The following is a 12,082-nucleotide window of genomic DNA, read 5'->3' on the forward strand; positions in this document are numbered from 1 at the left end:
ATCAGCGCAAGCTTAATCAGGAAATGCTGCATCGATCGTTTATAATTGCAACATTGCTGTTATTTTGTGCAATTTGCATAAACTATGTGCATTGTGCTATTATACAGACCGTGAATGTTGATAGGCCGAACTGAAGAAAGGCTATCTCATGGCAATCGGTTTCCATCGTGAATCCGCGACAATCTACCAGTTTCCCGTCAAGGCCGTTCAGGCACAGAACCGCTTCGAGCGCTTTCGCATGATGGAGCGGGAGGCCGCTGATGTGTGTGACGCTGCGCTCGACAGCTGCTGGTATCACGACGAAGCCGTTCGCGCCGACGACAAGAAGCCCAATTCCTGATCTGACGATCGATGATGAATGACCGCTTAGGCGGGGGCCGGCCTGCGCGTGGCCGCGCGATAAGCGACATGCGCAGGCTTCATCATTATATCAGAGGCCGAGCTTTTCCTTCGGCACGAGTGCGCCATGTTCGCTGACCACGCGGGCGGCGATTTTAGCCCCGAAGCGAGCGGCTGCCGGGGCGTCCCGGTTTTCCAGATAATGAGCAAGGAATGCGCCGTTGAAACTGTCGCCCGCGCTCGTCGTGTCGACGACCTTTTTGACCTTTTCCGCCGGCACGTAAGCTTTCTCGTTGGCGAAGCTCAGCGTTGCACCTTCGGCGCCGTTCTTGACGACGACATGCGAGGCACCAAGCGCAAGATAGCGCGCAATGGTGGCGTCGATGGAAGCGTCTCCGAAATGGGCGGCCTCATCATCGAAGCTCGGCATGACCAGCGAGGAGGAGCGTGCGCCTTCATTGATTGTGATGTGCATCACGTCGTAGCTCGACCATAGGCGCGGGCGAATGTTGGGATCGAAGACGACGAATTTGCCGATGGCCTTAGCACGGCGGATTTCCGCGAGCAGCGTCTCGGCATCGTCTTGGGAGAGGATGGCAAGCGTGATGCCGGAGAAATAGACGACATCGGCACTTTCCACTGCTTCGCGCAGGCGGTCGGGATCGGTCGCGAGGCTGCGGGCGGCCGAACTGTCGCGCCAGTAGCTGAAGGAGCGCTCGCCGTTCCTCAGATTGATCATGTAAAGGCCGGGCGTCTTGCCCTTGATACGGCGGATGAGATCCGTGCCGATGCCGGCCTTGCCCATGAAGGCGACCATCTCGTCGGACATCGGATCATCGCCGAGCGCGGTGAAGTAATCGACCGACCAGGCGGGGGGCAGGCAGGCGCGGGCATACCATGCGGTGTTGAAAGTATCGCCGGCAAAGCCTTTCCGCAGCAGGCCTTCACCCGCCTGCGAGAGCTCCACCATGCATTCGCCGATCGACAGAAACCGTCCGCTCAAGCCATCCTCCCGGATTTTTTCTGCTCTTGCGGATACGCGAAGAGGCGGGATGAGACAAGTCAACGAAAGCGGAAAGTCCATCGCCCCGATGCCGGGGCGATGGGGAATTCAGGTCAGGGCCTGTCCATATGATAGCAGGCAGCCGTCTGGCCGGGACGAACCAGTTCCGTCGGCGGCATCTCGGTGCGGCAGATATCCGTCGCCTTCCAGCAGCGGGGCGAAAAGACGCAGCCCTTCGGCGGATTGAGCGGCGAGGGCGGGTCCCCCTGCAGGCGGATGCGGCTGCGCAGGCGCGCAAGTTTAGGATCCGGGATCGGAGCCGCCGAGAAGAGCGCCTGCGTGTAGGGATGGGCCGGGTGTTCGAAGACCGTCGCGCAATCACCGGCTTCCACGACCTTGCCAAGATAGAGCACCAGCACGTCATCCGAGATCAGACGTACGACCGAGAGGTCGTGGCTGATGAAGATCAGCGTCAGGCCGAACTCCTTGCGCAGCTTGCGAAGCAGCGTGATGACCTGGCCCTGGATCGACACGTCGAGAGCGGAGACCGGTTCGTCGCAGATGATGAGCTTCGGCCGGGTGACGACAGCGCGGGCGATGCCGATGCGCTGCGCCTGACCGCCCGAGAATTCGTGCGGATAACGGTTGATCATTTCCGGCACCAGACCGACGGCGGTCATGATCTCCCGCACGCGCTCAAGACGCTGAGACCTTGTCAGCTTCGGCTCGAAGACGGTGAGCGGCTCGGCAATGATATCGCCGACCGTCATGCGCGGATCGAGCGACGCGATCGGATCCTGGAAGATGATCTGCATGTCGCGGCGTGCGGCACGCATTTCCTCATCCGTCAGATCGAGCAGGTTGCGGCCCTGCCAGAGGATACGGCCCTTCTGCGCCTTCAGAAGACGCAGGATAGAGCGGCCGAGCGTCGACTTGCCGCAGCCGGATTCGCCGACAATGCCAAGCGTGCGGCCTTCGGCGAGATCGAAGCTGACATTGTTGACGGCCGTCAGCATCAGCGGCGGCTTGAAGAAGGATTTCGAGGGGATCTCGAACTGGGTTGTCAGGTTCTCGACCCTCAGAAGCGAGCGTTCAGCCATGGATCAGCAACTCCTCGCGGCGGGGGAAGGGATGGAAACAGGCGGCGCAATGATTTGCGCCCTGCTGTTGAAGCTGCGGCGGGCGGTCGATGCAATCGTCCTGGACCTGCGAACAGCGCGGCGAGAAATTGCAGCCCTTCGGCAGGTGCTGCAGGTTCGGCGGGCGGCCGGGAATGACGACGAGGTCGTCGACGTCCTGGTCCGGGCGCGGGATCGAAGCATGGAGCGCGGCCGTATAGGGGTGGGCCGGGTTTTCGAAGAGCTCATCGACCGGAGCTTCCTCGACGATGCGGCCGGCATACATGACGGCAACCCTATCCGCGAGACCGGCCACGACGCCGAGGTCGTGGGTGATCATCAGAAGCGCCGTGTTCATCTCGGCCGTCAGATCATTGAAGAGATCCAGGATCTGGGCCTGGATGGTCACGTCGAGCGCCGTGGTCGGCTCGTCGGCGATCAGCAGTTTCGGCTTGGTGAGCAGCGCCATGGCAATGACGATGCGCTGGCGCATGCCGCCCGAAAGCTCGTGCGGATAAAGATTGAAACGGCGTGTCGGATCGGGAATGCCGACGCGCTTCAACATCTCCAGAGCCGCGGCAGAGGCCGCCTTGGCGGTAAAGCCGCGATGAATCTCAAGCTGTTCCGTCAACTGCCGGGAAATCCGGAGCGACGGGTTCAGCGCCGTCATCGGGTCCTGGAAGACCATGGCCATATCCTTGCCGCGGACATGGTCGAGCTCGCGGGGTTTAAGCGCCAGCACGTCCTTGCCTTCGAGCAGAGCCTGACCGGTCGTTTTACCGTTCTTGGCGAGCAGGCCCATGATGCCGAGGAAGGTCTGGCTCTTGCCCGAACCGGATTCGCCGACGATGGCGATGCGCTCGCCGCGGCGCACCGTCAGGTTCATGTTGGAGACCGCCTTCACCTGCCCCTCGGGCGTTTCGAAGGTGATCGAATAGTCCTTCAGTTCGAGAAGGATATCGTTTTGTTTTTCTTTTTGATTTTCTGGGGTCATCCTATCGATCCTTCGGGTCGAACGCATCGCGCAGGCCGTCGCCGATGAAGAGCAGGCTCAACAGCAGAGCAACGAGGAAGCTTGCCGGGAAAATCAGCAGCCACGGCATGCTTTCCATGGCATCGGTACCTTCGGCAATCAGTGTGCCGAGCGAGGTCAGCGGTTCCTGAACGCCGAAACCGAGATAGGAGAGGAAGCTCTCGGTCGCGATGATCTCAGGCACGGTCAGGGCGGCGAAGATGACGACGGGGCCGACGAGGTTCGGGATGATGTGCTTGGTGATGATCTTGAAGGGCTTCTGACCCGAGGCGCGGGCAGCCTCCACGAATTCGCGGTGCTTGAGCGACAGGGTCTGGCCGCGCACGATGCGGGCCATGGTCAGCCATTCGAGCGCGCCGATCGCCGCAAAGAGCAGGTAGACGTTGCGGCCGAAGATGACCATCAGCAGGATGACGAAGAGGATGTAGGGGAGCGCATACATGATGTCGACGAAGCGCATCATGATGGAGTCCAGCCGGCCGCCAATATAGCCGGAGACCGCACCGTAGAGCACGCCGATGACGACGGAGACGAGGGTTGCCGTCAGCGCCACGGCCAGCGAAACGCGCGTGCCATAGAGCACGCGGGCGAGCAGGTCGCGGCCGTTCGGGTCGGTGCCGAAATAGTGGCCGCTTTCGAAGGAGGGCGGGGTGCGGAAGGCGGCCCAGTCCGGGTCTTCATAGTTGAAGGGGATGAAGTTCGGGCCGAGGAAGGCAGCGAGGATCAGCAGCACCAGCACGCCGATGGAGATGACTGCCGCCTTGTTGCGGGAGAGACGGCGCAGGGCGTCTTTCGTCAGCGAGCGACCTTCCGGAGCCAGGCCTTCCGCTTCCAGCAATTCGGCTGCGAGCAGCTCTCTTTTTGCAGGATTGAGGATCATCTGTTTCTCACTTTCGGGTCCAGCCAGGCATAGGCGATGTCGACCAGAAGGTTCAGGAACACGATCAGCACCATGTAGAAGATGACCGTACCGAGAACCATGCCGTAATCGCGGTTCAGCGCTGCGTTGACGAAATAGCGGCCGATGCCGGGCAATCCGAAGATGCTTTCGACAACCAGCGAGCCGGTGAGAAGGTAACTTGCCGCCGGGCCCAGATAGGAGACGACGGGCATCATGGCGGGCTTCAGCGCGTGGCGCATGACCGTCAGGCGCGGGCCGATGCCCTTTGCCTTGGCGGTGCGGATGAAGTTCTGGTTCATCACCTCGATCATCGAGCCGCGGGTGATGCGCGAGATGCGGCCGGCATGCGGCAACGCCAGAACGAAGATCGGCAAGACGAGGTATTTGGTCGAGCCGTCACCCCAGCCACCGACTGGAAACCACGCGAGGTGGATGCCGAAGACGAGCTGCATGATGGGCGCGATCAGGAAGTTCGGGAGAACGACGCCTACGAGAATAAGGGCACCCAGAATATAATCCGGTGCCTTGTTCTGATAGAGCGCCCCAAGACAGCCGACACCCACGCCGACGATGATGGCGATCAGGAAGGCAGCCGTACCGATGGTGAAGGTGTAGGGCAGGCCGATCATGATCTGCTGGGTGACGGTGAAGTCCTCGCTCGCGAAGGAGGGGCCGAGGTCACCTTTCAGCAGGTCGCCGACATAGATCAGGTACTGCTGAATGAGCGGCTTATCCAGATTGTAGTGGGCCGCAAGGTTTTTCAGGATCACCGGCGGCAATGGCCTTTCGCCATCGAAGGGGCCGCCGGGGGCAAGGCGCAAAACGAAAAAGCAAGCTGTGACGGCGATCCACAGAACGGGGATCGTCGACAGCAATCGACGGAGTGCATATTTGATCATGGGCGTGGAGCGGCTCTTCCCGGGAGAACCGGGAAGAGCCTTTCATCCTTATTCCTTGATGGACAGCCAGCGGGTGCGGTGGATGTCCTGAACGTTGTCGACGAAGCCCTCGATCTTGGGCGAGACGACGTTCTTGGAGACGTAGTAATAGATCGGAAGTGCGGCGGAATCGTCCAGCGCGAGCTGTTCGGCCTTCTTGAAGATTTCGGCGCGCTTCGTCAGATCGGTCTGAGCGTTGCCGTCCTTGATCAGCTTGTCATAGTCGGCATTCGACCAGCGGCCGTAGTTCATCTGAACGCCCGTGACGAGCAGGTTCAGGAAGTTGTCCGGATCGTTGTAGTCGGCGAGCCAGCCGGCACGTCCGATCTGCACTTCACCACGCTGCAGCTGGTCGTAGTGGACCTTCGTCTCAGCGTTGACGAGCTCAACATTCACGCCCAGCGGCTTCCACATGGAGGCGATCGCGACGGCGATACGCTTGTGGTTGTCGTTGGTGTTGTACTTGAGCTCGGTGGTCAGCGGATGATCCGGGCCGAAGCCGGCTTCCTTCAGCAGCTTCTTGGCTTCTTCAACCTTGTCCTTGTAAGGAAGGTCCTTCCAGGAAACGTAGGCCGGTTCGCCGTAATTTGCCGTGCCCGGCGGAACCCAGGAGTAAGCCGGCAGTTCGCCGGTGCCGAGGATCTGCGGGCCGATGACTTCGCGGTTGATCGCCATCGAGAGAGCCTGACGGACGCGCTTGTCGTTGAAGGGCGGCTTGGTCGAGTTGATGACGTAGTAGTAGAGGCCGGAGAAGGGGGCGACATGCGCCTGGCCCGGCAGGTTCTTCTTCATCCACTCGTACTGGTCGGTCGGGAAGTCGGTGAGGATGTCGAATTCGCCGGCGCGGTAGCGCTTCAGCGCGGCTTCCTGGTCTTCAAGCACGAAGAACTTCGCGCCGTCGATCTTCACATCCTTGGCACCGTAATACTGGTCGTTCTTGACGGTCGTGACGTGCGAACCGGGGACCCACTCGACCGGCTTGTACGGACCGTTGGTGACGATGTTGCCAATCTTGACCCAATCCTGACCTTTGGCCTCGACGACATGCTTCGGCAGCGGATAGGCCGTGTAGTGCATCAGGGCGTTGATGAAATAAGGGGTCGGGTTTTCAAGGGTGATCTCGAGCGTCTTGTCATCGATTGCCTTGACGCCGAGCTCGTTGAGATCGGTGATCTCGCCCTTATTGATCTTTTCTGCGTTCTTGACGGTGAACTGCAGATAGGCGTAGTCGGCCGCATTTTTCGGATCGATGAGGCGCTGGAAGGCGAACACAAAGTCGCCGGCCGTTACCGGTTGGCCATCGGACCACTTGATGCCATCACGGAGCTTGAAAGTGTAGACCTTGCCATCAGGGGAAATGGTCCAGCTTTCGGCCTGGCCGGGAACCGGGTTGTCCTTGGCGTCTTCGGTGACGAGGCCTTCGAAGATGTCGCCGGCAATACGGTTTTCCCAGTCGCCGGAGAGTTTTTGCGGATCCAGCGAGGTGGGGTCGCCACCATTATGGATATTCAGCGTGGCCGCGTGGGCCGAAAATGCGAGCAATGAGCCAACCATTGCAGACGCGAGAAATTTTTTCGTGAAAAAGGACATACTGGGTCCACCTTTCTAGGCTTTTCGCCTTTTCTTTAGTCATTTGTTCCCGATTTGACCTGTTACGTGCAGGTCAACGGCACCTTAACGCAAAGGTTTGGCGTTGCAACCCCTAAACCGGTGGGTAGCATTCGGGTGTGGACAAGCTTATAAGCGTCTCCCTTTTGTCTGATCGCGACCGTCCATCATTCAAGTCCAAATGCGCCATTGCGCTGTTGTTTTTTGCTTCGCCGCTTAAAGCGCGCCGCGATCTTTCAGATTCGCCTGCCACGCTTTAAGTCTTTGTTTTGCGCATGTCGTTATCGCAAAACCGCTGCACACTTTTGCGCGACATGCTTTAGTGTTGCGGGCGAAATGAAGCAGGAGGCGGTGGTCAATGGTGCTGCAGACAGGCGGGAATGCGGATTGGTGGCGCGGTGCGGTGATCTATCAGGTCTATCCGCGATCGTTTCAGGATACGAATGGCGACGGGCTCGGCGATCTCAAGGGGATAACCCGGCGCCTCTCCCATATCGCAAGCCTTGGCGTCGATGCCATCTGGCTCTCTCCCTTCTTCAAATCACCCATGGCCGACATGGGTTATGACGTCTCCGACTATTGTGACGTCGACCCGATTTTCGGCACGCTCGACGATTTCGATGCGATGATGGCAGAAGCTCACAGGCTCGGCATAAGGGTCATTATCGATCAGGTGATTTCTCATACATCAGACCGGCATCCGTGGTTTGTGGAAAGCCGTTCCAGCCGCACGAACGACAAGGCCGACTGGTATGTATGGGCCGACCCGAAGCCCGATGGGACAGCGCCGAACAACTGGCTGTCGATCTTCGGCGGGCCTGGCTGGGAATGGGACGGCGTGCGCCGGCAATATTACCAGCATAACTTCCTGACCTCGCAGCCCGACCTGAATTTTCACAGCACGCCGGTTCAGGATGCGCTGCTGCAGACGGTGAGGTTCTGGCTGGACCGCGGCGTGGACGGTTTTCGGCTGGATACGGTGAATTATTACTTCTGCGACAAGCAGTTCCGAGACAATCCGCCGCATGAGCCAGACCCGGATCAGCCCGGCCTCGATGCGCCCGACAGCAATCCCTATGGCATGCAGAACCACCTTTACGACAAGACGCAGCCGGAAAACCTTGAATTCCTCAAGCGCTTTCGGGCTTTGCTCGACCAGTATGAGGGGCGCACGACCGTCGGTGAAGTCGGTGACGGTGCGCGCTCGCTGAAGACTGTTGCGGCCTATACGACCGGCGGCGACAAGCTGCATATGTGCTACACCTTCGACCTGCTTGGTCCGGACTTCACGGCAGATCATATCCGCGGCTGTGTCGAGAGTTTCCAGCATATGGTGAAGGACGGCTGGGTCTGCTGGGCCTTCTCCAATCACGACGTCAACCGCCACGTCAGCCGTTTCGCGCTGACGGAAGAGGAGCGTCCGGTCATCGCCAAGCTGGCGATTTCCGTTCTGGCAGCACTTCGCGGTTCGATCTGCCTCTATCAGGGCGAGGAGCTGGGGCTGCCGGAGGCGGAGCTTGCCTTCGAAGACCTACGCGACCCCTATGGCATTCGCTTCTGGCCGGCCTTCAAGGGCCGCGACGGGTGCCGCACGCCGATGCCATGGGAAGCCGGCAAGGCGCATGCCGGTTTCACCAGCGCCGAGAAGAGCTGGCTGCCGGTGCCCTACGAACAGGCGGCGCTTTCCGTGGACACCCAGGAAAACAATGACAGTTCCGTGCTGCACCATTACCGGCGTACGCTGGAATTCCGGAAAACCTATCCGGCGCTCGTCGACGGCAGCATGGAATTCGTTGGCAGCAATCAGGATCTCCTCGCCTTCGTGCGCGAGAAGGGAGACGAGAAACTGCTCTTCGTCTTCAACCTGACGCGTGAGCCTGCGGAATTTCAACTTCCTGCCGGCATGGTGCTGGGCGCTCCATTGTCCATGCCCGGGTTCAAAGCCGTCGCCAGCATCAAGACAGTGCAGCTCGATGCGCTTGATGCCTTCTGCGCTCGTATCAGCTAACGCAGTCGTCAGCTGATCAGCGCGAAGCGATCGACGTCCACCATCCCCTTGTCCGAGATCTTCAAATGCGGGATCACGGGCAGGGGCAGAAATGCGACCTGCAGGAAGGGTTCTTCCAGCGTCGTGCCCAGCGCATAAGCCGCCTTGCGCAGATGGTGCAGCGTGTCGCGCACCGCCTCATAGGGTTCCAGGCTCATCAGGCCGGCGACCGGCAGGGCAATCTCGCCGGTGACCTTGCCGTCTTCGACGACGACGAAGCCGCCCTTGATCTCGCCGAGACGATTGGCCGCAAGCGCCATGTCATCCTCGCTGACGCCGACGACGCAGATATTGTGGCTATCGTGGCCGACTGTCGAGGCGATGGCGCCTTTCTTCAATCCAAAACCCTGGACGAAGCCGTTGGCGTGATTGCCGTTCTTGCCGTGACGCTCGATGACTGCGACCTTGATGATGTCATTGCCGAGATCAACGATGGTCTGGTTGCCCCTGGCCGGCAGGCGGTAGCGACGATGCTCGGTGATGATCTTGCCGGGCATGACGCCGATGACAGGCGTTTCGCCTTCCGAAACGGGTACGCCGAAGTGGGCCGCATTGACCGGCCGCGCCTTGACGCTGTCGAGGCCGACAGGCGAGACAGGCTTGCGGGTGGCAAAGAGCGCATCGGTGACGCGGCGGCCGGCCGAAAAGACCATCTCTGCCTTGCAATTCTCCAGGCTGTCGATAACGACGAGGTCTGCCTTCCAGCCGGGGGCAACGAGGCCGCGGTCACGCAGACCGAAGGCGCGGGCGGCGGAGATCGATGCGGCCCGGTAGATCGCCAGCGGCTCGACGCCAGCAGCGATCGCCGTGCGGATCATGTAGTCGAGATGGCCCTGCTCGGCGATGTCGAGCGGGTTGCGGTCATCGGTGCAGAGCGCGAGGTATGGCGAGAGGCGTTCGGTGATGATGGGCATCAGGGCGTACAGGTCCTTGGAGACGGAGCCCTCGCGCACGAGGATATGCATGCCCTTGCGGATTTTCTCCAGCGCTTCGACTGCACTCGTGCATTCATGCTCGGTGCGAATGCCGGTGGAGAGATAGCCGTTGAGATCGTTGCCTGAGAGCAGCGGTGCATGCCCATCGATATGGCCGCCCTGGAAAGCATCGAGCTTTGCCATGCAGACGGGATCCTTGTGGATCACACCGGGGAAATTCATGAATTCGGCAAGGCCGATGACCTTGGGATGGTCGCGATAGGGCAGGAGGCTTTCGACCGGCAGATCGGCGCCTGATGTTTCCAGATGCGTGGCCGGCACACAGGAGGAAAGCTGAACACGAATGTCCATGATCGTTTCGAGCGCTGAAGCGAGGAAGAACTCGATGCCTTCCTTACCAAGTACATTGGCGATCTCGTGGGGGTCGCAGATCACGGTCGTCACACCATAGGGCAGCACGCAGCGGTCGAACTCATGCGGTGTGACCAGCGAGGATTCGATGTGCAGATGTGTGTCGATGAAGCCTGGAACGACGATCTTGCCGGAGATATCGATCTCGGTCTCGCCGCTATAGGCGCCGCAGGTGCCGACAATACGCTCGCCACCGATGGCAATGTCCGATTGGATGAGTTCACCCGTCACGAGATCGAAGAAGCGTCCGCCTTTCAAGACGATATCGGCCGGTATGCGACCCACACCCTGATCGATGAGACGTTCGAGCTTGGCGGTCATGACTATCCTCGCGATACAATCGATTCCGCGAGTTATAGCGCATCTGTCTGCGGATTGGATGCCCGCAAACGAAACCGGACGCCAATGGCGCCCGGTCCCGTGTCTCATTCGTTTCGATTACTCGGCAGCAACGATCTTGCCGCCTTCCCACTTGTAGAGCGAGAAGCTCTGCGAGGTGAGGTCGCCGGTTTCGCCGTAGGTGAGCTTGCCGATGACGGTCGAGATCGGCTCACCGCCCTTCAGGGCAGCAGCAACGGCTTCCGCATCCTCGGCGCTACCGGCCTTTTCGATGCCAGCCTTCAGGACTTCAACGGCTGCATAGGCGTTGAGCGTGAAGGCTTCGGCCGGGATGTTCTTGGCGGCCAGTGCATCGGCAGCAGCCTTGGAGTCCGGGCTCTTGGTGGCGTCGGAGGCGTTGGTAAACAACGTGCCGGCTGCCGCATCCGTGCCGATCGACCAGAACTCGGTGTTGGAGAGGCCGTCGCCGCCGATGATCTGAGCGTTGACCGAGAGGTCATGCAACTGGCGGGCAAGCAGGCCGCCTTCCGGGTGGTAGCCGCCGAAATAGACGAGATCGACCTTCTCGGCCTTGATACGGGTCGTGAGTGCGGAGAAGTCCTTGTCGCCGGGCGTGATGGAGTCATTGATGACTTCGGTGACGCCGCCGGCGTTCAGCGTTGCCTTGAAGGCGTCGGCAAGGCCCTTACCGTAAGCGCCCTTGTCGTTGATAATGGCGACGCGCTTGTCCTTGAAGTGTTCCAGAGCATATTTGGCGGCGACTTCGGCCTGCTGGTCGTCACGGCCGCAGGTGCGCAGAACGTTGGTCAGGCCGCGCTTGGTGAGGTCAGGCGCGGTTGCCGTTGGCGTGACCATCAGCACGCCGTTTTCGGCCAGAACGTCGGAAACCGGGATTGCAACGCCGGAGGTGACCGGACCGACGACGAAGCGGATGCCGTCGGCGACAACCTTGTTTGCGGCGGAAACGCCCTGCTTCGGTTCGCCGGCGTCGTCTGCAAGCTCGAGCACGACCTTCTCACCGAGAATGCCGCCGCTCTTGTTGATTTCATCGACGGCGGTCTGCGCGCCGTTCTTTACCTGGTCACCATAGGCAGCCACCGGGCCGGTCAGCGGCGCGATGAGGCCGATGACGATATCCGCATGCGCGAGCGGCACAAATGCCAGCGAGGCGACGAGCGTCGCCGTCAGGGTCTTCAGGGTCATGTTCTCTCTCCTTGGGTAGGGTCGTCTTCGACCACCGGTTGCTTGCCGCGAAAGCCGTTTCTTTTGTCAGCGATCCCTTCGGGAGCGTGCCAAGGACGAGGAAAAGCTGCGCGATCAATGAGCCCCGCGGCCATATTTGGCTCGCGCGGCGCATGGCAAGATTTCTAGGAATTTCGGTGAGATTCCGCAAGATGATAACAAGATCAG

At 60.3% G+C, this 12,082-nt stretch carries 10 protein-coding genes; 2 read left to right on the forward strand and 8 right to left on the reverse strand.

What is annotated here, in order from left to right:
* Nucleotides 1-148: 148 nt before the first annotated feature.
* On the forward strand, nucleotides 149-340 hold the full coding sequence (gene gstI / locus AC1DTN_RS04650; RefSeq protein ID WP_113321963.1) for a glutamine synthetase translation inhibitor GstI: 192 nt from the start codon (nucleotides 149-151) through the stop codon (nucleotides 338-340).
* Nucleotides 341-430: 90 nt separating this feature from the next.
* On the opposite strand, the gene AC1DTN_RS04655 is transcribed toward gstI, so the two are convergent.
* The 6 genes from AC1DTN_RS04655 to AC1DTN_RS04680 all read right to left on the reverse strand — a co-directional run bounded on the left by AC1DTN_RS04655 (nucleotide 431) and on the right by AC1DTN_RS04680 (nucleotide 6,922).
* Complete coding sequence (locus AC1DTN_RS04655; RefSeq protein WP_113321964.1) at nucleotides 431-1,342, reverse strand: sugar kinase; 912 nt, start codon at nucleotides 1,340-1,342, stop codon at nucleotides 431-433.
* A gap of 113 nt (nucleotides 1,343-1,455) precedes the next feature.
* Nucleotides 1,456-2,442: an ABC transporter ATP-binding protein gene (locus AC1DTN_RS04660; protein WP_113321965.1), complete on the reverse strand. Its 987-nt coding sequence runs from the start codon at nucleotides 2,440-2,442 to the stop codon at nucleotides 1,456-1,458.
* Nucleotides 2,435-3,454 (reverse strand): ABC transporter ATP-binding protein, encoded by a 1,020-nt coding sequence (locus AC1DTN_RS04665; protein WP_113321966.1) that lies wholly within the window; start codon nucleotides 3,452-3,454, stop codon nucleotides 2,435-2,437. The genes AC1DTN_RS04660 and AC1DTN_RS04665 overlap by 8 nt, the downstream gene beginning before the upstream one ends.
* Before the next feature lies 1 nt (nucleotide 3,455).
* Nucleotides 3,456-4,373 carry an ABC transporter permease gene (locus AC1DTN_RS04670; RefSeq protein ID WP_007824543.1) on the reverse strand — a complete coding sequence of 306 codons (918 nt, stop codon included), beginning with the start codon at nucleotides 4,371-4,373 and terminating at the stop codon, nucleotides 3,456-3,458.
* Nucleotides 4,370-5,293, reverse strand: a complete 924-nt coding sequence (locus tag AC1DTN_RS04675) for an ABC transporter permease subunit (protein ID WP_442207019.1) — start codon at nucleotides 5,291-5,293, stop codon at nucleotides 4,370-4,372. Before AC1DTN_RS04675 ends, AC1DTN_RS04670 begins: the two co-directional genes overlap by 4 nt.
* A gap of 48 nt (nucleotides 5,294-5,341) precedes the next feature.
* On the reverse strand, nucleotides 5,342-6,922 hold the full coding sequence (locus tag AC1DTN_RS04680; RefSeq protein WP_442207018.1) for a peptide ABC transporter substrate-binding protein: 1,581 nt from the start codon (nucleotides 6,920-6,922) through the stop codon (nucleotides 5,342-5,344).
* A gap of 376 nt (nucleotides 6,923-7,298) precedes the next feature.
* On the opposite strand from AC1DTN_RS04680, the gene bglA reads away from it, so the two are divergent.
* Nucleotides 7,299-8,948 carry a beta-galactosidase BglA gene (bglA, locus tag AC1DTN_RS04685; protein WP_442207017.1) on the forward strand — a complete coding sequence of 550 codons (1,650 nt, stop codon included), beginning with the start codon at nucleotides 7,299-7,301 and terminating at the stop codon, nucleotides 8,946-8,948.
* A gap of 8 nt (nucleotides 8,949-8,956) precedes the next feature.
* Here bglA and ade read toward each other — a convergent pair whose 3' ends face one another.
* On the reverse strand, nucleotides 8,957-10,654 hold the full coding sequence (gene ade / locus AC1DTN_RS04690; RefSeq protein WP_442207016.1) for an adenine deaminase: 1,698 nt from the start codon (nucleotides 10,652-10,654) through the stop codon (nucleotides 8,957-8,959).
* 117 nt (nucleotides 10,655-10,771) lie between these two features.
* A complete protein-coding gene (locus AC1DTN_RS04695; protein WP_442207015.1) occupies nucleotides 10,772-11,875 on the reverse strand; it encodes a branched-chain amino acid ABC transporter substrate-binding protein in 1,104 nt (367 codons plus the stop codon).
* Nucleotides 11,876-12,082 lie beyond the last annotated feature (207 nt).

The organism is Rhizobium sp. 01T444 (genome assembly GCF_056398305.1).